This window comes from Sulfitobacter sp. 1A13368, assembly GCF_043557275.1.
In the GTDB taxonomy this organism is placed as follows: domain Bacteria; phylum Pseudomonadota; class Alphaproteobacteria; order Rhodobacterales; family Rhodobacteraceae; genus Sulfitobacter; species Sulfitobacter faviae.
Genome location: NZ_JBIFFR010000004.1, coordinates 313,783 through 336,972 on the forward strand (window position 1 = coordinate 313,783; position 23,190 = coordinate 336,972).

A 23,190-nucleotide genomic window follows, 5' to 3' on the forward strand; every position below is an offset into this window, starting at 1 on the left:
CGACGCCGGGGTATAGATACCCCGGTCGCCTGTCGCGAAGTTACGTAACGGCTAGTGATGTTTTACGGGAAGATCAAGATGTTAAGGGGTGGCGGGTGGGAGACCTCCCCCGCCGCCCCCTCCCGCGACCGCTGCAAACCGGCGGTCGGTCGGGGCTACAAGCCGCCTTAGAAATCCCTTAGCTTTGGCCGCCCGTTGACCGAAACATTGTCGATATCCTCAAGCTTAAAGCCGCGTACCAAGGACGGTATCATCATGCAGACCAGCACAAAGATCGGCAGCCCCACCACGGTGATCACCTGCTGCAAGGCGGTCAGCCCAGTGTCGCCCGTCAACAGGATCAGCATTGCCGCCACCAGCCCTTCGGCAAGGCCCCAAAAAACCCGCTGGCGCACAGGGCCGGGTTTGGCATGGCCGGTGCAGAGCATATCGACGACCAGAGAGGCCGAGTCCGACGAGGTGGCAAAGAAGATCGCGACGATGATGATCGCCACGCCTTGGACGAAGAGCGTGAAGGGGAAATGCTCAAGGAAGACGAAAAGCGCGAGGGGGATGCTCTCTGCCACCGCCCGGCTGATCTCGCCCGCCTGATCGCCCATCGCTTCCCGCGCCGCCGTGCCGATGCCGTCAAAGCCGATGGCCTGCCAGCCGAAGATCGAGAACCAGATCAGCGTGAAGGCCGTGGGCGCAAGCAGAACGCCGAAGACGAATTCGCGAATGGTCCTGCCGCGCGAAATCCGCGCCACGAACAGCCCGATGAAGGGCGACCAGGTCACGGTCCACGCCCAGTAAAAGACGGTCCAATCCCCCTGCCAGCCCCAATCCCCGTTTGACGGGTTCCGATTGGCCAGCATGTCATTCCAAAAGGCCAGCCGCGGCAGGTTTTGCAGATAAAGCCCCGCAGTTTCGACAATGCCGCGCAAGAGAAACAGGGTCGATCCGGTCACGAGCACAAAGAGCATCAAGAGGACCGCCATGCCGATGTTGATATTCGACAAGAGCTTCACCCCGCTGTCGAGCCCCGCCACGATCGAGCCGACGGCGACCATGGTCAGCACGGCGAGGATCATGATCTTCAAAAAGGTCGAAGCATCCCAGCCGAAAAGCTCGGACAGCCCTGCCGCGATCTGCGAAGAGCCGAGACCGAGGGACACCGCCACGCCGAAGATCGTGCCCAAGATGGCCACGATATCAATGGCTTTGCCCACCGGCCCGTGAATACCCTCACGCAGCAGGGGATAAAAAACCGAGCTGACGCGCACCGGCAGATCATAGCGGTTGATGAAATAGGCGAAGGCCAGACCGGGCAGCGTGAAAATCGCCCAAGTGTGCAGCCCAAGGTGATAAATCGCGATTGAAATCGCATCTTTCGCCGCCTGTTCCGAATAGGGCTCCACCCCCGGCAGGGGTGGTTTCTGAAAATGGCTGATCGGCTCGGCCACGCCCCAGAACATGAGAACGGTGCCGATGCCCCCGGCGAAAAGCATGGTGAACCACGACAGGTTCGAATACTCCGGCTCAGACCCTTTCGGCCCCAATCGAATATGGCCGTGGCGCGACGCGGCGGCCCAGATCAGAAAACCCAGCCAGACATTCACGCCCAAAATGAAGAACCAGCCAAGATTGGTCACGACCCAAGCCCGGCCCACGGCAAAGATGTCTCCGATGGGTTCGGGGACCGCGATCAAAAGCAGAACGAAAAGCGCGGCGAGCCCGGCTGAAATGAAAAAGATGACCGGGTCCGTTTTCAGACCAAGACGCCGTGCGAGATTTTCCACCTATTTTTCCCCTTATTGTTCGTTTCCTTGGTCGGCTCTGCGCCCCCTCTAGGGCGTGACCGGAGCCTCGCCTTTGGATGACATGCCCGGCTCATCATGGCTGCGTATCTCCATATTCCCGCGCAGACGCGGCAGGGCTTGGGGATGCTCTTTTTGAAGCCAGTCGATCATCTTCTCGCGGATTTCACAGCGCAGATCCCATGCCTGTGGTGAGGTCCGGGCGCTAACAAGACCGCGCACGGCGATACTGTCTTTCTCGGTCTCAGAAACCTGAAGGTTGACCACCTGCCCGTCCCATAGAGGCGAGGCTTTGGCCAGCTCCTCAAGCTTGGCGCGCATTTCGCCAATCGGGACCGTGTAATCGAGATACCAAAACACCGTGCCGATGATCGACGCGCTTTCGCGGGTCCAATTCTGAAACGGCTTTTCAATGAAATAAGACAGCGGCACCACCATGCGCCGCCAATCCCACAGACGCACGGCGACATAGGTCGCGAAAATCTCTTCGACCCAGCCCCATTCGTCTTCGACGATCACCACATCTTCGAGCCTGATCGGCTGGGTGATGGCGATCTGAAGCCCCGCGATCAGATTGGTCAACACCGGGCGGGCCGCCAGCCCCACGACCAGCCCCGCCGCACCGGCCGAGGCGAAAAGCCCGGCCCCGTATTTCTGCACGCTTTCAAAGGTCAACAGCACCCCAGCGGCGGTGAAAATCCCCAAGATGATGGTCACGGTCCGGCGCAGCACGCGCGCTTGGGTCACGAACTTGCGGGCCGAAAGATTGTCTTCGACATCCAACCGATGCCGCCGCACGGCGCGTTCCGCGAAATGATTGGTCAGCAGGATCAGCGTCCAGCCGACGAGGATGATCAGCAAGACCAGAAACAGATGCGCCGCCCCGTCCTGCCAGCCGTAGAGCCGGACATTGGGCAGAACCCAAGCGAGTGCTGCGACCACGGCGGCGAGGCGCAGCGGCCTACGCGCCCGGCGCAGCAAGGACCGCCCGGTGATGTTCTTTTCCGAGATTACGCGGTCGAGGATACGGTATCCGATCCAATGCACCGCCAGCCCCGCCGCACAGGCCAGAAGCACGGCAAGAAGGGGGCTGACGAAATCGGGCGCGGCCTCAAGCTGCGTTGCAACACCTGTCGCTATGCGGTCCAGCGTCTCCATCGCTTAGGCCCACCAAACCACCATCGCCAGCGTGGCCACAACAAGCAGCCCGGCCCAGAGGGTGCGATCCTGCCACAGCGGTTTCTCCCATTGGGTAAAGATCTCCTTGGCTTCTTCCCCCTGCCAGACAAGGTCTTCGATATTCTCTTTTTCCTTCGGCGAGGTGGCGTAGGAAATACCGAAATGCAGGATGATCCCGATGGCCATCATGATCGAGGACATCACCGTATAGTGGATTTCCGGCAGCCCCATATAGGCCCAGTAATTCGTCACCTCTTTCAGCACGAAAAGCGGAATGCCGATGATGAGGCCGAACATGATCGTCCAAAACGCGCCGTTGCCGTTCAACCGTTTGAACATCAGGCCGAGGATATAGACCACCACGATGGTCGGCACGATATAGGACAGCGAAGATTGGAAATAGCTGAACAGGCTCTCGAACCCGGCAATCATCGGCGCATAGATCGCGCCGAAGACCATGACGCCCGCGGTGACCAGCTTGCCCATCCAGACCTGACGGTCTTCGCTCACCTTGAACATCGGCTCGGCAAAGTCCTTTACCACCAAGGTCGAGGCAGAGTTCAAGGCAGAGTCGAGCGAAGACATGATCGCCGCGATCAGTGCCGCCATAATCAGGCCGCGCACGCCAATCGGCATCAGCTCAAACGCCAGCGTGGGGAAAGCAAGGTCAGGCGTTTCAAGATCGGGGTAGAGCTTGAGCGCGATCACCCCTGGCAGCACCATCAAAAAGATGTTCGGCAGTTTCAGGAAACCGGCGAAGATGGCCCCAATCTGCCCTTCTTTCAGGTCCTTCGCGCCCAGCGTCCGCTGCACGACGAACTGGTTGATCGTCCAATAGTAAAAGCCGAGCAGGATAACGCCCAAAAGCCCCGTCCACGGCAGGAAATCATCGTCCGCCCGCAGGATCATATGGGTCATATCTTCGGGCGTGCCGGTGAACAGTTCCTCCCAGCCGCCGATCTCATCAAGGCCGATCCAGAACAGGGCGGCGGCCCCGATGATGAGCAAGATCGCCTGCACCGTATCGGTCACGACCACTGCCGAAAGACCGCCCAGAATGGTGTAGATGCCCGCCACCAAAGCCAGCACGGCGACGGCGGCCCAAAGGTTGAGGTAGCCGGTGACATTCGAGATCACCAACCCGCCCGCATATAGCGCGCCTGCCGTGTCGATGAACATGATGGCGAGGATGGTGAAAAGCGAAAAGGCCCGGCGCGAGCGAACGTCATAGCGCTCTTCCAGAAATCCCGGCACGGTCGAGATCTTGGCCCGCAGGTAAGACGGCAGAATGAAGATCGCGAATAGGATCAAGACCAGCGCCGCAGTCCATTCGTAATTGAAGATCACGACGCCATTCGCATAGGCCCCGCCCATCAGCCCCACAAAACTGGAGCCGGACATGTTGGAGGCGAAAAGCGAGAAGCCGATCAGATACCAAGGCAGGGAGCGCCCAGCGAGGAAGTAATCCTCGGACCCGCCGGATTGTTTGCGCGAAACGTAAATGCCATGGGCAACGACACCGATAAAATAGGCCACCACAATCGCATAGTCGATCAGGTGCAGGTCAAATTTCGCGCTCTCCATCATGCTCTCCTAAAATATTCTTTGCGCCTAATTCTGAGATTGGCCCGCGCGGCCACTGGCTCAGTTATCCTCTTCCCAAGGCTCCATTTCCTGCAATTCCTTCTCCGTCGCCGAGACATAGGCCCGCAGATCGTCCCCGCCCAAACGGCGCAACTCGATCATATCCAGCGGTACGGCGACCTGCGTTTCGCCCAAGCCAAGAAAGCCGCCGATGTCGAGGATCACCATTTTGATCTGGCCATCTTCGCTAAAGGTGACCTGCGAAATCTCACCGATCCAATTGTCGTTCTGGCCAAAGGCCGCGAGTCCTAGAAATTCTTCCGAATCCAGATCGCTCAATTTAACGATCTCGATCTTTTCGCCACCTTCGCGCATATCGGCGGCCCGCAGACGCACGTCGTCTTCGTTGTATTCCGGGGCGGCCTTCAGGTCTTCTTTCTGCCCGGTATAGAGCAGGAAGAACTCGTTCTCTTCATCCGCATCCGGCAGGAAACGCAGATCATCAAGGGACAGCACCCGCGTGGCCCCCTTGCCGAGAAACCCGCCTGCATCGACGATGATGCCGCGTAGTGTCCCATCGCGGCTGATGACGACTTCGGACACCTGCCCGGCCATGGTCCAGCCTTCCATGGGTTCTTTCAATTCTTCGAGGTCGATCTCGGCCAGCGGCTCATCCTTTGCGGGCAAAAACAGCTTGTGGCCATTCAGGCTCGACAAGGCGATCATCGTGTCTTGGGGAATGAATTGCGGTGTCTCAGTCTCGGATCGCAGTGTCGTGGCGGCGAGGCTGCCAATCAGCGTAATTGCTAAAAGCGGCGCGTTTCTCATGATTATCTCCTGCTGAAAATTCGGGCGGGCAAGGCCGGTAGCATCATGGGGATAACGGGATTTTGATGAGATAGTTCCCTTGTTACGTGAATTTACAGAACCTGCACCGCGAGCGCGCCCGCGTAGGTCACCAACAGTCCGATGCTCTCCCAACCGATCCCTTTGCGCTGGCGAAATATCAGGCCAAGGATCAGAACCGCCGTCATCATCATCGCCACGGTGAGCCAGAACAGGTCATCCGCCGTGATCGCGTGATAGAGCGATCCGTCGCGATAGCCGATATCTGATAGTGTCAGGAACAGCGTGTCGAACGTATTGCCGCCGATGATCCCGCCCACGGCCAATTGCAGCGCCCCGCGCCGCACCGCGACCAAGGTGGTGACAAGCTCAGGCAGAGACGTAAGCACCGCCGTCATAGTCGCCCCAACCACTGTATCAGAAAGGTTAAACCGGTCCGAGATTTCCGCCGCAATCCGTGCCACGGCGAAACCGGAGAGGCCCATCAGCACCAGCAAGATCAAAAACGGCACGACCAAAGCGCCGACGGGTTTTGCAGCCTCTTCGTCGTCCTCAGGCTCATCCGCGCGGGTGTCCGAGGTGGACACTGGGTGCCACATCGGCTCTTCCCGCAGGCGAGCGGTGGCGCGCATCCCATAGGCGTAAAGCGCAAACAGCGCGATGCTGGCCGGGTGGATGCCCCAAAAGGCAACCTCCGGCGCGGTGAAGGCCATCAGCGGCACCGTTAGCAGCAGCAGCAAAAGCCCCGCCTGAAAGACATTCGCCAGATCGGCTGCCGCATGTTCCAGATTGGCCCGCCGGTAGATCATATCGGCCAAGGCCAGAAATGCCGTCTGTGCCGCGATGCCTCCGATGCCGTTTGAGAAAGCCAAAGACGCCCGCCCATCCAAAGCCGAGGTCAGAGAAACGACCGTGCCGGACATGGAGGTCGCGGCCCCCAGCAGCGCCGCGCCGACAAGCGCCTCGCCCCAGCCGGTGCGGTCGGCGATCTGGTCGCTCAGCCCCGTCATGCGGTAGCCGGTCACAAGAATGACAAGCCCGGCAAGGCCACCAAGCGCGAAAAGGATCGGGGTAGAAAAGCTGGCAAACATGCCCGCTCAACGCTCCACGGGGCGATCCGTTCGCCCGAGATAGTGAAAAAGTTCACAAAGTTCCGGAACCCCACGGGAAGTTTACCGTTGATGTGATGCAGACCAAAATTTCAAGCGGAGCCGCAATTTATGGCAAAGCTCTTTTCACGGCGAGCTATTTTAGCCCAAATCGCACTTGGTACAGGTGCCGCGACTGTCGGATTGCCGGTGCAACACGCCTTCGCCGCCCGCGATGACCGGCCTTGGGCGTTTTTCACGAATGACGAAGCGCGGTGGATGGCCGCCGTGGTCGATGTTTTCATTCCCCAAGATGAGTTTCCCTCGGCCTCGCAAGCCGGTGTGGTCGACTTTATCGATTACCAGATGGCCACGGCCTATGGCGCGGGGAAAGGGCTCTACCTTGAGCCGCCTTTTCCCGATGGGGCCGTGGCCGAACAGGGATATCAGCTTGAATTCACACCGGCCCAACTCCTCCGCCAAGGGATAGAACAGGCGCGCCAATTGGGGGACTTTGCCACGATGGATGCCACCGCCCGCGCCGATCATGTCGAAGAACTATCGAACCGGGACGATTTTATCGGCACTCTGATCGCCGAATTGTGGAAGCTGACGCGGCAGGGGTATTTCGCCGATCCGATCTATCTGGGCAATCATGATTACGCCGGCTGGCGCATGGTCGGGTTCCCGGGGGCGCATGCCTATTACACTGAGCGGGTGGACGAACACGAACGTTCGGTCACGCCGCCGCCGCGCGGCATTGCCCATGATCGTGGCGGCTCCCCCTACCCGCCCCGCGCGATTGGCGGAGGGTCTGACTGATGGCACCCAGAAAGCTTCCCAAAACCGATGTTTTGATCATCGGCGGTGGCTGGACCGGCCTGACCGCCGCCTACGAATTGGCCCACGCCGGGCAGCGCTGCGTCGTGCTGGAGCGGGGCAAGCAGCGCCATACCGCCACATCCTTCGGCGCGCCCGAGGAACATGACGAACTCAAATACGCCCACCGCTACGAACATATGGTCGACGTCAAAAAAGAGACGCTGACCTTTCGCAACAACCGTGACCAACAGGCACTGCCAATGCGGCGGCTGGGGTCGTTCCTGCCCGGATCGGGTTTGGGCGGTGCAGGCATCCATTGGAACGGCCAGCTTTGGCGACCCCTGCCCTCTGACCTTGAAATGCGCAGCCATTACGAAGAGCGCTACGGCAAGGATTTCATCGGCCCCGAGCTTAGCATTCAGGACTGGGGCGTCACCTATGACGAGCTTGAACCCCATCTCGATTTCTTCGAACGGATTTGCGGAGCCGCCGGGCAGGCTGGCAATCTAAACGGCGAGGCGCTTGCCGGGGGGAACGTTTTTGAGGGGCCGCGCAGCGCGGATTACCCCAACCCGCCAATGCGCCAGCCCATCTCCAACACGCTTTTTGGCAAGGCGGCTGAGCGGATGGGGTTGAACCCGTTCCCCATGCCTTCGGCCAATGTGACCAAAGCCTATGTGAACCCCTATGGCGCGCAGCTGCACCCTTGCACCTATTGCGGGTTCTGCGAGAGGTTCGGCTGCGGCTACTATGCCAAGGCCGACCCGATCATCTGCGTCTATGACAGGATCAAGGACCACGAGAACTTCGAGATCCGCCTGAACGCACAGGTGCTGCGGATCGAGAAAAGCGAAGACGGCAAGACCGCCACCGGCGCGATCTATCTCGATGAGAACGGCGAAGAGGTCTTCCAGCCTGCCGATACGATCTGCATGAATGCCTATGCCCTGTGGAATGTGCATCTGATGCTCGTCTCGGGCTTGGGCAAACCCTATGACCCTGAGACCCGCACCGGCGTCGTTGGGCGCAATTACAGCTATCAAACCGTCGCCGGGGTCGATGCCTTCTTCGACGATAGTGTGAAGACCGACCCCTATATGGGCGCGGGCGCGCTTGGGGTGGTGATCGACGATTACAACGGCGACAATTTCGACCATAGCGATCTGGGCTTCGTCGGCGGCGGCTATATCGCCTGCAAACAATACCATGGCCGGCCCATCGGCTATCAGCCGGTGCCTGAAGGCACGCCGAAATGGGGCGCGGAGTGGAAACGCGCGGTGCGCGAGAATTACAATCATCACGCCGATCTGGTGGTGCATGGCTCTTCGGTCTCGACGCCCGAGAATTACCTCGACCTCGATCCGACATGGACCGATGCCTACGGCCGCCCGCTGCTGCGCATGACCTTCGATTTCCCCGAAAATGACCGCAAGATGTCGGACTATGTGATGCAGCGCGCGATGGAGGTCGCCCGCGAGATGGACAATGTGACTTCCGTTAGCGGCAGCAACAATGCGGCGATCGACAGCCACTATGACATCGTCCCCTATCAGACCACCCATAACGTCGGCGGCGCGGTGATCGGCACCGACCCCGAAACCAGCGTGGTCAACCGCTATGGCCAGATGTGGGACCATCACAACGTCTTCGTCTTCGGTGCCTGCCTGTTCCCGCAGAACCTTGGCTACAACCCCACCGGGCCGCTGATGGGCCTCGCCTATTGGACGCTTGAACACATGAAACGCGACTACCTGCCGAACCCCGGCCCCTTGATGGATGCCTAAGACAGATCGAAAGGACCGCCCTATGACATTCCGTACCGTTCTGACGACCTGTAGCGCGATCGCCGTTCTCGGCATTTCCGCCGGTTTCATCCGCGCCCAGAATTACGAGGCCGCCCCCGGCATTTCGGCGATGGAGCAACGTTTGCAAGACGACGTTCTGCGCTTCAACGCGACGGTGAACACCGAGGTCGACGACGATGTGCTGGAGCTTGGCCGGCTGGTGGCCATGGGCGGATCCGAGGCGGGCGACAGCGGTATGGCCTGCATCACCTGCCACGGCGGCGATGGCGCGGGCGACGGCTCGGGCGCCTTCCCACGGCTGGCCGGTCAGGCCGGGTGGTACACCTATAAGCAGCTCAAGGACTATGCCTCGGGCGACCGTCAGAACCGCGTCATGTCGGGCATCGCCAAGAAGTTGACCGAAGAAGAGATGGAGGCAGTCGCGGCCTACTACGCCACGATCTCGGCTCCCTACACCCCGCCCTTGGGCGATGTGGACGGCATGACATTGCAATGGGGCGGCCAGCTTGGCGCTGTCGGCTCGGCTGAGCGCGGCGTGCCCGCTTGTGTGAATTGTCACGGACCAAGCGGCCTCGGCAACCCGCCTTCGGTGCCCTACCTTGCCGGGCAATATGCCAGCTACATGGCGCATCAATTGCAGATGTGGAAAGAGGGCAAGCGCGACAATGACGTAGACAATGTCATGTCCGCCATCGCCAAGAAGATGACCCAGAAAGACATCGAAGCCGTCAGCGCCTATTACAACCGTGTCCGCCCGACGCAGCCGCTGCCGCCCGAGAGATCACCGCTGTTGGAGCCTTCCACGGCGCCGACGCAGTGAGCTGAGGCATGCGCGTCTTCACCGTCATATCGGTTCTGCTGCTGACCGGCCTTGCGATGGTCTGGTCGGCCCTGCCGCCGCAAAGCAGCCTTGCCGCCGCTATGTCAGGCCCGATCCGAGAAGCCTCGCGGCAGGTGTCGGACTGGGCCCGGATCAACATTCGCCAAGGTCTGGTGGAAAAGACCCCGGATTACGAAGCCGCCTCGCGCCGGTTTCTGGATGCCGACCCGCAGCGCGGGGTTGCCCTGATCCGGCTTCATGGCTGCGGCGCTTGCCACCGCGTGCCGGGGCTGCGCGATGCCCAAGGCACCGTTGGCCCCGACCTGCATGATTTCGCCCGACAATCCTATGTCGCGGGCGTTCTGCCGAACCGCCCCGGCGATCTGACCCGTTGGTTGATGAACCCGCCCGCCCATAGCCCTGAGACCGCTATGCCGAACCTTGGTCTGAAACGCGACGAAGCGCGCGACATTGCCGCCTATCTTCTGGGATCGGAGGTGCGCGAATGAGCGAGACCGCACAGTCCACGCTTGGCGAATACGGCGTGCAATCCGCCCTGGCGCCAGAGGGAGTCGGCGCCACGGCGATCAACGGGCTGACCATCGGCATGACGATCGCTTTCGGCGTGGTCTTCGTGCTGCTGCTGCTCTTCGTCTGGGGCGTCCTGGCCGGTAAGCTCGCGCCGCGCAAATGGTGGATCTGGGCGGGGGGCATTGCCCTGCCGCTCGTCTCGGTTCTGATCCTGATGGGCTTTTCCACCGTCATTCTGCAACGCATCACCTTGGAAGACCCAGAAGCGCTGGTCATTGAAGTGACCGGCAAGCAATTCTGGTGGGACGTGGTCTATGACCCCGAAGGCTGGGCCATGCGCGGCGCCAATGAGATCGTCATTCCCAAAGGCCGCCCGGTAACCTTTCGGCTGAAATCGAGCGACGTAATCCATTCCTTCTGGGTGCCCAAGCTTACCGGCAAGATGGATATGATTCCGGGCCGGGTGAACAGCTTGCCGGTCATGGCGACCGAAACAGGGCGTTTCCGCGGGCAATGCGCTGAGTTTTGCGGGCTGTCGCACCCCAAGATGGCCTTTGAGGTCGTCGTGATGGAGCCCGAAGACTTCGACGCTTGGATGCAGCGCAGCAGTGGCGAGGCGCGAGACGCGGCCACCACGGAGTTGACCCGCGGGCGCGATGTCTTTGTCGAGGCGGGATGCCCCGCCTGCCATACCATCCGCGGCGTGGCTGAGACCGGAACGCTTGGGCCTGACCTGACCCGCGTGGGCGCGCGCGGCAGTCTTGGCGCGGGGATGTACCGCATGAACCAAGGCACGCTAGCGGGCTGGATCGCGGACCCGACCGCGATGAAACCGGGGGCCAAGATGCCTTCTTACAACCATCTGCCGGGGCCCGACCTGCGCGCGCTCTCGGCCTATCTGGCGAGCCTTAAATGACGGACCGTAAAGCATATGTCGTGGATCTGCCCGAGGATCAGACCTATTCCGGCAGCGCCAAGGGCGCGCCGGACAAAGGGTTCGAGCGGATCTGGGACGCCCCGCCGGGCATCCGCTATCTGTCCTCGGTCAGCCACCGGGTGGTGGGCAAACGCTTCCTCGTCACCGGCTTCGTCTTTTTCCTGATCGCTGGTTTCCTCGCCCTTCTGGTGCGCACCCAGCTTATCGTGCCGGACAATACTTTCCTCGATTCCGAGACCTACAATCAGGTCTTCACGATGCATGGCACGATCATGATGTTCCTTTTCGCGATCCCCATGCTGGAGGGCTTCGCGGTGCATCTCATCCCGCTCATGGTGGGCGCGCGCGACCTTGTGTTTCCGCGGCTCGGGGCCTTTGGCTATTACTGCTACCTGTTTGGCGGCATCATCGTGCTGTCGTCCTTCGTCTTTGACGCCGCCCCCGCGGGGGGCTGGTTCATGTATGTACCGCTCTCGACCAGCGCCTATACGCAGGACCTCTCGGCGGATTTCTGGCTCATCGGCATCACTTTCGCCGAGATCGCCAGCGTGACCGCGGCGGTGGAGATCATCGCCGCGATCCTCTGTACCCGCGCGCCGGGGATGAGCCTGACCAAGATGCCGATCCTGATGTGGTATCTGCTGATCACCGCCTTCATGATCGCCGTGGGCTTCCCGCCGCTGATCATCGGCTCGATCCTTCTAGAGGCCGAGCGCCTTCTGGGCCTGCCGTTCTTCGACATCGCGCTTGGCGGCGATCCCCTGCTCTGGCAGCACCTGTTCTGGCTTTTCGGTCACCCTGAGGTCTACATCATCTTCCTGCCCGCCGCGGGCATGGTGGCCACGATGCTGCCGACCTTCGTGGGCAAGCCGCTTTTCGGCTATGGGTTTGCCGTGGCGGCGGTGGTGACGATGGGTTTCCTCAGCTTCGGCCTCTGGGCGCACCACATGTTCGCCACGGGCCTGCCGGTGATGTCGCTGACGCTGTTCTCCGCCGCCTCTACGATGGTGGCGATCCCGACGGGGGTACAGATTTTCTGCTTCCTCGCCACGCTGGCACAGGGAAAGCCGCGGATGGAGGTGCCGATGCTTTTCATCCTCGGGTTCCTGTTCATCTTCGTGCTGGGGGGCCTCACCGGCGTGATGGTGGCCGCGGTACCCTTCAACCTTCAGGCCCATGACAGCTACTTCGTGGTGGCGCATCTGCACTATGTGCTGATCGGCGGCTTCGTCTTCCCGATGTTCGGCGCGCTCTACTACTGGATGCCGCATTTCACCGGGCGGATGATGTCGGACACGCTGGGCCGCTGGGTCTTTTGGCTGATGTTCATCGGGTTCAACGTGACCTTCTTCATGATGCATCTCACGGGCATGCGTGGCATGCCGCGGCGGATCGCCAGCTACCCCGAGGGGCTGGGCTGGGACCGGCTTAACATGCTGTCGTCGATCGGCTCCTATATTCTGGCCGCGGGCGTGGTGCTTTTTGTCTTCGACTTCTTCTGGCACCAGCGCAACGGGCTACGCGCGCGGCGCAACCCTTGGGGCGCGGGCACGCTGGAATGGCTCTATCCGCCGATCCCGCCGGGGTTCAACTTTCACGCCATTCCCACCGTCCGCTCGCGTGAGCCGCTTTGGGATCAGCCCGAGCTGCTGGACCGCCCGGCGCATAAGGTGGAAGGCGCGCTGCGCCCCACCACCGACCACCGGCGCGAGACTATGGGCAATGACCCCGTGACCGGCGCGCCGATGCAGATCGTGCGCCTGCCGCATCCGACATGGGTGCCGCTAATCACCGCCTTCGGTCTGGCGCTTGGCTTTGGCGCGACGCTGGCTTCGGCCTATTGGCTGGTGGCGGTCGGTTTCACCATCGCGCTGGCGGGGATCACCGCGTGGATTTGGGAGCCGTCGGACAGCGGCGTGCTGCGCGACAGCGGCTTGGGCAAACTGCGCCTGCCGGTCAATATCGTCGACCCGCGCAGTCACCTGCATTTGGCGGTGGTGGGCACGATGCTAATCTCCGCCGCGCTCTTTGCCTCACTGCTCTTTGCCGGGCTTTACCTGTGGAACACCCAGCCCCATTGGGCCGAGACGACACCCGCCGCTGATCCGCTCATGGCGGGTCTGGCAGCCCTCGCCGCTCTGGGCCTGCTGCTGTTCAGCTGGGCCAGCCGCCGGGCGGCCTATGGGGCCAAGGTCAAATCGGTCATCGCCGTCGATCTGGGACTGGCCGTGGGGGCCATCGCCTTGGGCGCGCTGTTGTTCCTGTCGATCCAAGAGGTCGATCCCTATGGGTCGGCCTATGCCGCCGTGGGCTGGGCGCTCTTCGCCTTCGTGGCGGGATACCTTGCCGTGGTGCTTTACTGGTCGCTCATCAATGCGCTGCGCAAAGCCGTGGGCGCGGTCCAGCCGGGGCAGATGCTGCCCAACCTCCTCATCGCCACATTCGCCAAGGTGGTGGCCATCATGGGCGGCGTCACCGCGGCGGCCTATCTGCTGGCAGGAGGCGCGATATGAGAGGTCTGACCAAAGGCATCGCCAAACCGGCCCTGCTCTGGGCACTGCATTTCACGCTGATCTACGCGCTGATCTCGGCCGCCTGCGCGCCGCGCGCGCTGCTGGGGCAGGACCATCTGCTGATCACCGCCGTCGTGCTGACGCTTGCCATGGCAATGGTGCAAATCTTTTGGATGTGGCGGGGCGCGCATAGCGGTCGGCGGTCGGACCTGAACCGGGATGAGACCGCCCTTCTGCGCGCGGGATGGTGGACCGGGCTGATCTCGCTCATCGCCACGCTGGCCAATCTAACCCCGGTGCTGATCCTGCCCGGCTGCCACGGATAGAGAGAGGAGACCCCTCATGCAACAGGACGCCTATACCCCATTCTGCGGCACACCGCCCCTCCCCGGAGAGCTTTTGACCCGCTGGACCCTCGACCCCTTTCTGCTGGTCGGGCTGGTGGCATTTGCGGCCCTGCTCTGTATGCGGGCCGAGCGGCGGGGCCAAGCGCTGAGCGGTGCGGCGCTGGTGGCCTTCTTGTTCATCTCCCCGCTCTGCGCGGCCTCGATGGCGCTGTTCTCGGCCCGGGTGGGGCAGCATATTCTGCTCACGCTGATTGCCGCACCGATGATCGCGGCGGCGCTGCCGAAAGTACGGCTGCCGCTCTGGCCCCTCGCCTTGGTCTTCGCCCTGCTGTTTTGGGGGTGGCACAGCCCGACGCCCTATGCGGCGACCCTGCAGTCCGACCTTGTCTATTGGGCGATGCATCTGTCGCTGACGGGCTGCGCGATTGCGCTCTTCATGGGGTTTCGCGGTGCCGGGGCGCAGGCGGCGGTGCCTGCGGTCTTTACCGCAGCACAGTTGACGGCTTTTGCGGTGACCCTCACCCTCGCCCCCACGGCGTGGCATGGCTGGCACGAGCTGACCGCCCTGCCCTATGGGCTTTCCGCCTTGGCCGATCAGCAACTGGCGGGCGCGTTGATGTGGGTCGCGGGCGGCGGCCTGTTCATGGTGCTGGTGGCGTTACAGGTGCGGCAACTGTTGCGGCAAGATACACTGGCCCAAAGCGCGGGCTGAGCGGGGTTAGCCTGCCGCGAAGGCTTTGGTCAGGTCTTCCTGCCTGTCGCGCGGCAGCACCACGATCAGAACGTCGCCCTCTTGCAGGGTGACATCCCGCCCCGGCAACTGCTCTTCCCCATCCCGGATCAGCGCGACAAGGCGGCCTTGGCCCGGCAGGTCCAACCGCTCCCCGGCCAAACGCTCGGGCACGGTGACACGGGTCAGCAGCAGATCGTCCTGTAGCAGCGGCTCTTTCATCGCGTCGTCATCGCCGGTCAGCATATCCACGATGTCTTCGGCGACCTTGGCATGGGGGTTGATCACATCGTCTAAACCCAATTCGCAACAGACCCGCAGCAGCGCATTCGAGGTGATCTGCGGGATCACACGCCCATAGCCGATAGAGCGGCCAATGAGCGCCGCGAGGATGTTAATCTCGGAGGCGTTGGTGACGGCGATGCACACGTCGTCTTCGTCGCGAAAAGCTTCGCGCAGCACGTCTGGGTTGCTGCCATCACCCTCTATCATTCCGCAGTCGATCCGCTCTGCCGCCTGCTCCAAGAACTCGCGCGACTTGTCGATCAACACGACTTCGCGGTCGGTTTCGATCAACTCCTCCGCAATGGCGAGGCCAAAGCTCGACGCGCCGATGATGACGATACGCATGGGTAATCTCCTAACTTGGACGAGTCCAACTGCGTGGCAGCAAAAGCGCCAGCACCGCGATGAATTCCAACCGGCCCAGCCACATGGCGAAGGCGACGGACAGCTTCAGATCGCCGGGCATGTCCGCCCCCACCGCCCCGGTCGAGAGGCCCACAGTCGAAAGCGCTGAAATCGTGTCGAACAAAGCGGGCAACGGGGGGTAGCCATGGGCCACGAAGTGAAACCACAAGAGCCCCGCAAAGCTGAAATAGATGAGCACCAGCGCCAAAAGCGACACGACCGCTTCGGTCGAGACGGGCTGGCCACTGTGGCGCAGGGGGGCGATGGCATGTTCGGTGAGCCGCACATGCTGCACCGCATGGACCACTGCGCCGATACAGACATGCAGACGGCTGAGCTTAAGCCCCCCCGCCGTCGATCCGGCATCTCCGCCCCAGAGCATCGCCAGCAACAGGATCAGCAAGGCCGGACCGGCATCATAGACCGGCCCGGTGGAAAACCCCGCCGTCGTCAGCCCCGAAATCAGGTTCAGCGCATGGGCGTAGAGCGTAAGCTCACGATCTTGGGAGGTGGTCAGCACCGCAGCAAGGTAAATGACCAAGGCCAGTGCAATCGCCACGAGCACGCGCTGGACCGAGCCGAGCTTCCAAGCCTCACGGTGCCGCCCTTGGCCGACAAAGACAAAGACCAGCAGCGATATCGCGCCCAAGACGCAGGACAGGATAACCATGCCCTGCCCCAGCGGAGAATAGCTCGCCAGACTGTCGGCGCGCGGCGAAAATCCTGCGGTCGAGATGGCGGCGAGGGTCAGCACCAGAGCCTCGCGCCAATCGGGGATCACCAGCATGGTCAGCAGCACCATGACCAAGGTCAGCGCGCTATAGACGGTCAGAAGCTGCCGCGCCTGCTCTCGGGTTGAGGAAATGCGATCCCCCTGCTGGATATCGACCCGCCCCAGACGCCGCGCAGGTCGCCCCCGCGGCAGCAGCAAGGCAAGCACCGCCGTAGCGATCACCAGACCGCCGCACCATTGCATCCAGCCGCGCAGGACGTGCCCCGCGAAGGGCCAGCTTTCCGCCTCCTGCGCGACCGTAAGGCCGGTGGTGGTGATGCCGCTCACCGCCTCGAAAAACGCATCTATGGGGGGCATACCAAGGGTGACGAAAGCGGGTGTGGTCAACAGCGCGGCAATGAGAAAGACCAAAGCCACGGTCATCATCGCTTCCATCCCGCGCAGATCATCGGGCAGCGGGCGCGACCGCACCGCGACATGCACCACGCCCGAGAAGACAACAGGCGCGAGCAGGACCAGCGCCAGCAGCAAATCCCCCTCGGCCAATGCCCAAGCGCCGGGTGGCAGGCACAGCGCGCCAAAAATCGGCGCGTGTTTGCCGAGGGTCAGCGCAATCACACGCGGCCGCGCGACGGTCATCACGGTCGAGGATCCCGACCGGAAGAAAGAGGCCGGGCGAATTGCCATCAGCTTGGGGCCATCTGTATCCGTTGTGGTGTAGCTTTATTCCGCATCAGGCGGCGTCTGCTGGTAGTATAGGGCAACCGCGCGGATTTCCTCATCGCTAAGCGATTTGGCGATGTCTTCCATGACGTTAAGCGGCCCATTCGCCCGGTCGCCGTTCTGCCAAGCCACCAGTTGATCGGCGATATACTGCGCCGATTGCCCCGCCAAACGCGGGATCGCCGCGCCGCTTGTGTCGCTGCCACCGTGACATTGGTTGCAGGCTGGCACGCTGTCACTGCCAGAAGCCGCAAGCGCGCCGCCCTGTTGCACCACATCGGTCGGGGCACCGTGATCGAACTTGGACAGTTTCGGCGCGACGGAGGCGTAGTAATCCGCCACGGCCAAACGCTCTTCTTCGGTCAACTGCGTGGCGATGGGCACCATGATCGGGGAAAACCGTTCACCCGCCATGAAGGCCTGAAGCTGCGCTTCGATATACTCGGCGGGCAGCCCGGCCAGACCGGGCATTTCGCCCAAGCCTGCGCCTGCGTCATCCAGCCCGTGGCAGGCCATGCATTTCATGCCGACGCCGCCCTGCTGCGCGCCACCCGAGGCGACGGTGCGGCCCAAAGCGGTATCCGGGGCACGTTCCACGCCGCCATCATCGGCATCGTCAAAGAGCGGTGGCGGAGATTGCGCCGCAGCGGCACAGGCGATGAAGGTGGCAAAGGGAACAAGAATTGAGAGTCGCATGGTCTACCCCTCTTCCAGATCGGCGAACTCGGCGCGCATACGCTTGACCTCTTCGGCGGTGACATCGCCTTCGTAGTCATTGCCCAAGTTGGTTTGGATGTAGGACACGATGGCGGCGACCTGTTCATCGTCCAGCCAATCGGCAAAGGCCGGCATGGCGCCATTGCCTTCAAGGATCAGGTTGACCGGATAGCGCTTGTGCCCCAGCCGCGGGTTGGCGGCCAAAGCGGGGTATTTCCCGGCCCCATATGCCCCCTCGCCCTCTGGCCCGTGACAGCCCGAACAGGCGCGGCGGTAAAGATCGGCCCCCTCGCTATCGGTGAATTTCTCGGTGGTCGAGCCCAGATCACGCCGGCCGACATCGACCTGAGAATTGTCCTCCTGCGCAAGGCCCGGCGTGGCGAGCGCCATGAGCAGGGGAAAGATCAGATAACGCATGGTTCAACCCTCCTTCACCGCGCGGTCATGGACCTGTCGCACCGCATCCAGAGCGGAGAGCAGAGAGCCTTCCTGCCAGCCCGGCAGATAGCTGATATGCTCCCCCGCGCAGACGAAACGGTTGTCCATGGTCGCGGCGATCTCATAATCGCGACCCCGGTCATCCCAATCGGAATAACAGCCCAGCATCCACGGCACCCGGTGCCAGCTCAGCACCACACCGCTGCTGAATTCATCCCGGTACTGCGGGTGGATTCGCGCGCCTTGTTCCAGCACGGTTTCAAGCCGCTCTTCGGGCGACATCGAATTGAAGGCATAGGCATGTGGCCCATAGGCATAGCAGCCCAGTAGCACGCCCGGACCATCGGAATGCATCTCAGCCGAGGGATAGCTGATCTCGGCAATCGGCAGGTCGGTCAGGGTGATGCCGCCGTAAATTTGCTCATCCCGTTCCCAAAAGCGGCGCTTCATCTCCAGCCCCGCTTTCACCGCCTCATGGTAATGCAGCGCCCGCATGACGCGGCGCATGTCGGCAGAGACATCGACATCAAGCTGGCTGAGCACGGTAAAGGGGATGGTGCAGATACAGTAATCCGCCGTTTCAACCCCGCCGCTGCCTTCGCCATCGGCGCTGGAATACTCCACCTCGACCCCGCTTTCGGTCTGCCGGATCCGGTCAACCTTGGCGTTATAGGTGATCGTATCCTCCACCTCCCGGGCAAAGGCATGGGCGATCTCCTCCATGCCGCCCACGGGCTGGAACATCGGCGCATGGTGGCGGTAGGTCGTGTGGTTGCGCATCTTCTCCCAAAAGCGGGATTTCAGCAGGTCTTCCAAGGCAATCGGCTCAGAAGGTTCAGGCGCGGCGTTGTAAAGCCCCCCGCCCGGCGCGCCATTCTCAGGATAGCCGCGGTATTCAGCGGTATCGAGACTGGCCTCATAGCTGTAATCATTGTTCAGGATGCCAAAGGATTTCAGGGATTCCAAAAGGATCTCAGTGTCCTCTTTGGTCAGCGCGCTATCAAGCCGCCCTTTGTCCACCGATTTGGCCAGCAACTCCGTGATCTGGCCCACGTAATCCGCCCAAGCATGACCATAGCGAATGGGCTTTCCGTCGAATGCCGTTTGCGAATGGAGATAGGCGTTCTGGTTTTCCTGAACGAAAACTTCCAGCGGCACGTTCAAGCGGTGACAATAGTCCAAGAGCGCTAGATGGTGATGCGGAATGCGCCAAGGGCCGATGTTGATATATTGCCCTTTGGAGAATTCGACCTTTTGCTTATAGCCGCCCAATTCTTCGAATTCATCGCCGCCCTTGAGGGTCCAACAACGGCCCCCGGCGCGTTTCTGATACTCTAGAATGCTGACTTCATAGCCCGCGTTGCGCAGCTCCAGCGCGGCGCACATGCCCGCAAGACCCGCCCCAAGCACAACAACCTTGCGCCCCTGAGGCGCGCCGGAAAGTTCGATGGGGCCTTTGTAAGGGCTTTGCCGGGCATGCCCAAGTGAGGACATGGCGTGCAACATGGTGGAGGAACCAGCGGCCAGACCGATCATTTTCAAAAGATCGCGCCGTGAGGGGGGCCGGACGTTGGAGGGGTGGGACATAAAGACCGCTCCTATTTCAGGTAAATTTTTTGACCAATTAACGAAAGAACGCCCGCCGTTGGTCATTGTTCCAAGAAGGTCGGAAAAATCACGATCCGCCGCGATTGAGTTTCATGGCATCAAGCATGACATTGACCTGCGCGGCGTCCTGCGGCGGCACGAGGCCGGTCGCATCCTTGCCTTCCAAAGTGTCCAAAAACGGCTCCACCCCCTCGCCCGCATCAAGCGGGGGAAGCTCTATGCTCTCGACCGGTTTCTGTTGCCCTCTAAGACCGAAGTCCAGCACACCCGCCCGCAGGCGCGCCCAACCGGCCTCGCCCACGATGTCCAACTCAAGGCGCATTTCGCTATCCGTCCAGCCCGCCTCAACCACGCCGGTGACGGGCGGGGTCGCGAATTCGATCAGGGCCGCGCCGTGGTCATCCACCGGCCAGCCAAGCGCGTTGCCCGTGACCGCATGGCCCGAGGCGATGGGGCCGACAAGCCATTGCAGAAGGTCGATGACATGCACCGCCTCATCCACGAACCCGCCATAGCAGGCGCGCGCCGGGTCGGTCATCCAGCAATCGAGGTCGAGCCAATCGGCATAGCCGCCGTCATGGGAAAAGCGTCCGCGGGCCTCTAGCACCCTGCCCAACTCGCCCCGCGCGATACTCTCGTACAGGTGGTTGAGCGCTGCGGACCTGCGCAGGAAATACCCCGTCGCCAAGACCAAACCCTTTTCGCAGGCCAAGTCAGCGCAGCGGCGCGCCGCTTCGGCGCTGCCCGCCATCGGCTTTTCGACAAAGACCGGCAGACCGGCGTTCAGGGCGGCGGTGATGTCCTCCTCATGAAACACCGTTTCGCTGCACACAATCGCGCCGCGCACATCCAATCGGGCAGGGTCAGTCAGCGCGACCCGGCTGGCCTTGAGCTGGCCACAAAGCGCTTCTCGGCGCGCCTCATCCCGGTCGAAAACATGCGAGACGCGCCAGCCGCGCTGTGCGATATGCGCCAGATGGTCGGACAGATGCACATGCGCCCCGCCGAGCAGAACCAAATTCTTGTCAGTCGCCATAACTGTTTCCCCCCGCATCAATACTGTTTCCCCCCGCATCAATCGCCCAACAGAAAACGTGACAGCGTGATCTGAACCGCGAAAACAGTGTCGCCGCCTTCGGTGTGGTTCACGTAGCTGAGCAATGACGCATCAAGCGGCGCGTTGCCCTCGTCGAGATCGTAGTTCACCCCGACCTCATAGCCCGTATAATCCAGAATATCGTCCCGCTCGACAAAGGCATAGGCATCAACGCGGTCGTTGAACGTATAGCCGCCTTCGAGCTTATAGACCCAATCGCCCCGCTCCGGCTCGACCCCCAGATCGACGGTGGCTCGCCACTCTTCGCTCACGCTATAGTCGAATTTGCCATGCAACTCGCCGCGCACATCGCCCGTCTCATCGCGCAGAAAGCGGGTGTAATAGGCGTCATAGGCCAGTTTCTCCGTGAGATCGCCACGGTGGCCCAGCTTCAGTTCGAATTGCGCGTCATCCCTTGGGTCGTCCAGCGATAGAACGAGGGCGTGGAAATAGGCCGGGCCATAGGCGACCTCCGCAAAAGCCTCGATCTCCGCGCTTTCGGCGGCACCGGGGCCATCGTTGAGACGGTAAAAGAATTTCGGCGTGACGCCCACCTCTAGGCTCCAATCCGAGGCGGAGGTGTTCCGCTCCATCTTTGGGGCTGTGGTGGTTGTCTGATCCACCGTTTGCGCCAAGGCCCCAGCGGGGGCCAGAAGGCATATGAGCGATAGGGTTTTGTGAAACTGTGGCATCCTTTTCTGCCTTTCTATGAAATCGGTTAATATTCGCGGGGTCTAATCTGCCCCTTCTGCGTGCGTGAGATGGCGCCCGGAAAATGCCCGGGCGATACGAAAAAGCAGCGCGATTTTCTCGCGCTGCTTTGCCGTTCACTTCTCTTGCTTCACCACCTTTTGCGGGTTCTTTGGGTCGAACTCCTCGGGGCGGTGCGCCGCGCCCTCGTGGTCGTCCTGCGCATTGTGGCGCTCACGATGGGGCGGGCGTTTCTCTTTGGCGTGATCTGGCTCGTTTGGCATGTCACTCTCCTTTTTTGCTATGCAGCGGCCTGCATGCCGGGTTTGAGGACCACTTTGGTCCAGTCGTTCTGATCGAAGCGGAAGTTGTGATAGCCCTTGGCAGCCTGCTCCAGCGGCAGGCGGTGGCTGATCATGAAACGGGTGTCGATCTCGCCCTCGGCGATGCGGTGCAACAGCTCCTTGGTGTAGCGCTGCACATGGGTCTGGCCGGTGCGGATTTGCAGACCTTTCTCCATCATCGCGCCCAAGGGGAACTTGTCGAGGAAGCCGCCATAGACACCGGGGACCGAGACGCGACCGCCCTTGCGGCAAGCCATGATCGCTTCGCGCAGCACATGGCCTCCGTCAGCACCGACGCCGACCGCCTGTTTGACGTTGTCCATCATCGTATCGGGCGCGAAACCATGGCTTTCCATGCCGACCGCATCAATCACCGCATCGGGGCCGTGACCGCCCGACATCTCCATCAGCGCCTCCAGCACATGGGTCTGGGTGTAGTCGATCACCTTGGCCCCCATCTGCCGCGCGAGGTTCAGCCGGTTCGGGTAGTGGTCGATCGCGATGACCTGCGCGGCCCCCATCTTGAGCGCGCTTTGCACGGCGAAAAGCCCCACCGGGCCGCAGCCCCAAACGGCGACGGTGTCGCCCTCTTCGATGTCGGCGTTTTCGGCGGCCATCCAGCCGGTCGGGAGAATATCCGACAGGAATAGCACATCGTCATCGTCGAACCCTTCGGGAATGACTATCGGGCCCACGTCAGAGAAGGGCACCCGCACATATTCTGCCTGTCCGCCGGGATAGCCGCCGGTCAGATGAGAATAGCCAAACAACCCGCCGACCGCGTGGCCGAATTGCTTTTCAGTCAAATCCTGTTTGTCCGCCGGGTTGGAGTTGTCGCAGGCCGAATACTGGGTCTTTTTACAGTGAAAGCAGGAGCCGCAGGAAATGGTGAAAGGCACCACCACCCGCTGGTCTTTCTTAAGGGTGCTCTTGGGGCCGGTCTCGACCACCCGGCCCATGAACTCATGGCCCAGAATATCGCCCGCCATGACGCCGGGGATCACGCCATCATAAAGGTGCAGGTCAGAGCCACAAATCGCGGTCGAGGTGACCTCGATAATGGCGTCGCGGGGGTTGACGATTTCCGGGTCCGGGACCGTATCGACCCGCACGTCGTGCTTGCCTTGCCATGTCAATGCGCGCATGTCTCTCT

General features: G+C 61.7%; 22 protein-coding genes. 8 read left to right on the forward strand and 14 right to left on the reverse strand.

Annotated features, from left to right (window positions below; all coding sequences use genetic code 11):
• Positions 1-167: 167 nt before the first annotated feature.
• The 5 genes from ACGYK4_RS10975 to ACGYK4_RS10995 all read right to left on the reverse strand — a co-directional run bounded on the left by ACGYK4_RS10975 (position 168) and on the right by ACGYK4_RS10995 (position 6,496).
• Positions 168-1,778, reverse strand: a complete 1,611-nt coding sequence (locus ACGYK4_RS10975; RefSeq protein WP_394456477.1) for a BCCT family transporter — start codon at positions 1,776-1,778, stop codon at positions 168-170.
• Positions 1,779-1,826: 48 nt separating this feature from the next.
• The gene (locus ACGYK4_RS10980) at positions 1,827-2,954 is read right to left on the reverse strand and encodes a mechanosensitive ion channel family protein (protein WP_394456479.1); all 1,128 of its coding nucleotides are present in this window, start codon (positions 2,952-2,954) and stop codon (positions 1,827-1,829) included.
• A 3-nt stretch (positions 2,955-2,957) separates the two neighbouring features.
• On the reverse strand, positions 2,958-4,559 hold the full coding sequence (locus ACGYK4_RS10985; RefSeq protein ID WP_394456481.1) for a sodium:solute symporter: 1,602 nt from the start codon (positions 4,557-4,559) through the stop codon (positions 2,958-2,960).
• Positions 4,560-4,619: 60 nt separating this feature from the next.
• Positions 4,620-5,387 (reverse strand): PRC-barrel domain-containing protein, encoded by a 768-nt coding sequence (locus ACGYK4_RS10990; protein ID WP_394456483.1) that lies wholly within the window; start codon positions 5,385-5,387, stop codon positions 4,620-4,622.
• A 92-nt stretch (positions 5,388-5,479) separates the two neighbouring features.
• Complete coding sequence (locus ACGYK4_RS10995; protein WP_394456485.1) at positions 5,480-6,496, reverse strand: sodium:calcium antiporter; 1,017 nt, start codon at positions 6,494-6,496, stop codon at positions 5,480-5,482.
• 207 nt (positions 6,497-6,703) lie between these two features.
• Here ACGYK4_RS10995 and ACGYK4_RS11000 point away from each other — a divergent pair, with 207 nt between their 5' ends.
• From ACGYK4_RS11000 to ACGYK4_RS11035, 8 genes are read left to right on the forward strand one after another with little or no spacing between them, the layout of a single operon-like run.
• Positions 6,704-7,315: a gluconate 2-dehydrogenase subunit 3 family protein gene (locus ACGYK4_RS11000; RefSeq protein WP_231886308.1), complete on the forward strand. Its 612-nt coding sequence runs from the start codon at positions 6,704-6,706 to the stop codon at positions 7,313-7,315.
• A complete protein-coding gene (locus ACGYK4_RS11005) occupies positions 7,315-9,099 on the forward strand; it encodes a GMC family oxidoreductase (protein WP_394456487.1) in 1,785 nt (594 codons plus the stop codon). The genes ACGYK4_RS11000 and ACGYK4_RS11005 overlap by 1 nt, the downstream gene beginning before the upstream one ends.
• Before the next feature lie 22 nt (positions 9,100-9,121).
• Positions 9,122-9,940: a c-type cytochrome gene (locus ACGYK4_RS11010; RefSeq protein ID WP_394456489.1), complete on the forward strand. Its 819-nt coding sequence runs from the start codon at positions 9,122-9,124 to the stop codon at positions 9,938-9,940.
• Positions 9,941-9,948: 8 nt separating this feature from the next.
• On the forward strand, positions 9,949-10,449 hold the full coding sequence (locus ACGYK4_RS11015; RefSeq protein ID WP_394456491.1) for a c-type cytochrome: 501 nt from the start codon (positions 9,949-9,951) through the stop codon (positions 10,447-10,449).
• The gene (gene coxB, locus ACGYK4_RS11020; RefSeq protein ID WP_394448885.1) at positions 10,446-11,387 is read left to right on the forward strand and encodes a cytochrome c oxidase subunit II; all 942 of its coding nucleotides are present in this window, start codon (positions 10,446-10,448) and stop codon (positions 11,385-11,387) included. The genes ACGYK4_RS11015 and coxB overlap by 4 nt, the downstream gene beginning before the upstream one ends.
• Positions 11,384-13,921, forward strand: a complete 2,538-nt coding sequence (gene ctaD / locus ACGYK4_RS11025) for a cytochrome c oxidase subunit I (protein WP_394456493.1) — start codon at positions 11,384-11,386, stop codon at positions 13,919-13,921. Before coxB ends, ctaD begins: the two co-directional genes overlap by 4 nt.
• Positions 13,918-14,247, forward strand: a complete 330-nt coding sequence (locus tag ACGYK4_RS11030; protein WP_067267230.1) for a hypothetical protein — start codon at positions 13,918-13,920, stop codon at positions 14,245-14,247. The genes ctaD and ACGYK4_RS11030 overlap by 4 nt, the downstream gene beginning before the upstream one ends.
• A 16-nt stretch (positions 14,248-14,263) precedes the next feature.
• Complete coding sequence (locus ACGYK4_RS11035) at positions 14,264-14,980, forward strand: cytochrome c oxidase assembly protein (protein WP_394456496.1); 717 nt, start codon at positions 14,264-14,266, stop codon at positions 14,978-14,980.
• Between the two features lie 6 nt (positions 14,981-14,986).
• On the opposite strand, the gene ACGYK4_RS11040 is transcribed toward ACGYK4_RS11035, so the two are convergent.
• From ACGYK4_RS11040 to ACGYK4_RS11080, 9 genes are all read right to left on the reverse strand, one after another.
• Positions 14,987-15,628, reverse strand: a complete 642-nt coding sequence (locus ACGYK4_RS11040; RefSeq protein WP_394456498.1) for a potassium channel family protein — start codon at positions 15,626-15,628, stop codon at positions 14,987-14,989.
• A gap of 10 nt (positions 15,629-15,638) precedes the next feature.
• A complete protein-coding gene (locus tag ACGYK4_RS11045) occupies positions 15,639-17,060 on the reverse strand; it encodes a TrkH family potassium uptake protein (protein WP_394456500.1) in 1,422 nt (473 codons plus the stop codon).
• Between the two features lie 84 nt (positions 17,061-17,144).
• Complete coding sequence (locus ACGYK4_RS11050) at positions 17,145-17,840, reverse strand: c-type cytochrome (RefSeq protein WP_394456502.1); 696 nt, start codon at positions 17,838-17,840, stop codon at positions 17,145-17,147.
• A 3-nt stretch (positions 17,841-17,843) separates the two neighbouring features.
• The gene (locus ACGYK4_RS11055; RefSeq protein ID WP_394456504.1) at positions 17,844-18,278 is read right to left on the reverse strand and encodes a c-type cytochrome; all 435 of its coding nucleotides are present in this window, start codon (positions 18,276-18,278) and stop codon (positions 17,844-17,846) included.
• Between the two features lie 3 nt (positions 18,279-18,281).
• Positions 18,282-19,886 carry a flavin monoamine oxidase family protein gene (locus ACGYK4_RS11060; protein WP_247744537.1) on the reverse strand — a complete coding sequence of 535 codons (1,605 nt, stop codon included), beginning with the start codon at positions 19,884-19,886 and terminating at the stop codon, positions 18,282-18,284.
• Positions 19,887-19,974: 88 nt separating this feature from the next.
• Positions 19,975-20,943: a Gfo/Idh/MocA family protein gene (locus tag ACGYK4_RS11065; protein ID WP_394456507.1), complete on the reverse strand. Its 969-nt coding sequence runs from the start codon at positions 20,941-20,943 to the stop codon at positions 19,975-19,977.
• Positions 20,944-20,981: 38 nt separating this feature from the next.
• The gene (locus tag ACGYK4_RS11070) at positions 20,982-21,626 is read right to left on the reverse strand and encodes a hypothetical protein (RefSeq protein WP_394456509.1); all 645 of its coding nucleotides are present in this window, start codon (positions 21,624-21,626) and stop codon (positions 20,982-20,984) included.
• Between the two features lie 204 nt (positions 21,627-21,830).
• A complete protein-coding gene (locus ACGYK4_RS11075; RefSeq protein WP_156505615.1) occupies positions 21,831-21,977 on the reverse strand; it encodes a hypothetical protein in 147 nt (48 codons plus the stop codon).
• A 17-nt stretch (positions 21,978-21,994) separates the two neighbouring features.
• Positions 21,995-23,182: a zinc-dependent alcohol dehydrogenase gene (locus ACGYK4_RS11080; RefSeq protein ID WP_271689205.1), complete on the reverse strand. Its 1,188-nt coding sequence runs from the start codon at positions 23,180-23,182 to the stop codon at positions 21,995-21,997.
• Positions 23,183-23,190: the final 8 nt, after the last annotated feature.

Coding starts and splice junctions, on each gene's coding strand:
- ACGYK4_RS11045 (WP_394456500.1), bottom strand. CDS start 17,060: ATGACCGTCGCGCGGCCGCGTGTGATTGCGCTGACCCTCGGCAAACAC.
- ACGYK4_RS11060 (WP_247744537.1), bottom strand. CDS start 19,886: ATGTCCCACCCCTCCAACGTCCGGCCCCCCTCACGGCGCGATCTTTTG.
- ACGYK4_RS10995 (WP_394456485.1), bottom strand. CDS start 6,496: ATGTTTGCCAGCTTTTCTACCCCGATCCTTTTCGCGCTTGGTGGCCTT.
- ACGYK4_RS11075 (WP_156505615.1), bottom strand. CDS start 21,977: ATGCCAAACGAGCCAGATCACGCCAAAGAGAAACGCCCGCCCCATCGT.
- ACGYK4_RS10985 (WP_394456481.1), bottom strand. CDS start 4,559: ATGGAGAGCGCGAAATTTGACCTGCACCTGATCGACTATGCGATTGTG.
- ctaD (WP_394456493.1), top strand. CDS start 11,384: ATGACGGACCGTAAAGCATATGTCGTGGATCTGCCCGAGGATCAGACC.
- ACGYK4_RS11010 (WP_394456489.1), top strand. CDS start 9,122: ATGACATTCCGTACCGTTCTGACGACCTGTAGCGCGATCGCCGTTCTC.
- coxB (WP_394448885.1), top strand. CDS start 10,446: ATGAGCGAGACCGCACAGTCCACGCTTGGCGAATACGGCGTGCAATCC.
- ACGYK4_RS11065 (WP_394456507.1), bottom strand. CDS start 20,943: ATGGCGACTGACAAGAATTTGGTTCTGCTCGGCGGGGCGCATGTGCAT.
- ACGYK4_RS10980 (WP_394456479.1), bottom strand. CDS start 2,954: ATGGAGACGCTGGACCGCATAGCGACAGGTGTTGCAACGCAGCTTGAG.
- ACGYK4_RS11055 (WP_394456504.1), bottom strand. CDS start 18,278: ATGCGTTATCTGATCTTTCCCCTGCTCATGGCGCTCGCCACGCCGGGC.
- ACGYK4_RS10990 (WP_394456483.1), bottom strand. CDS start 5,387: ATGAGAAACGCGCCGCTTTTAGCAATTACGCTGATTGGCAGCCTCGCC.
- ACGYK4_RS11005 (WP_394456487.1), top strand. CDS start 7,315: ATGGCACCCAGAAAGCTTCCCAAAACCGATGTTTTGATCATCGGCGGT.
- ACGYK4_RS11030 (WP_067267230.1), top strand. CDS start 13,918: ATGAGAGGTCTGACCAAAGGCATCGCCAAACCGGCCCTGCTCTGGGCA.
- ACGYK4_RS11015 (WP_394456491.1), top strand. CDS start 9,949: ATGCGCGTCTTCACCGTCATATCGGTTCTGCTGCTGACCGGCCTTGCG.
- ACGYK4_RS11040 (WP_394456498.1), bottom strand. CDS start 15,628: ATGCGTATCGTCATCATCGGCGCGTCGAGCTTTGGCCTCGCCATTGCG.
- ACGYK4_RS11035 (WP_394456496.1), top strand. CDS start 14,264: ATGCAACAGGACGCCTATACCCCATTCTGCGGCACACCGCCCCTCCCC.
- ACGYK4_RS11080 (WP_271689205.1), bottom strand. CDS start 23,182: ATGCGCGCATTGACATGGCAAGGCAAGCACGACGTGCGGGTCGATACG.
- ACGYK4_RS11050 (WP_394456502.1), bottom strand. CDS start 17,840: ATGCGACTCTCAATTCTTGTTCCCTTTGCCACCTTCATCGCCTGTGCC.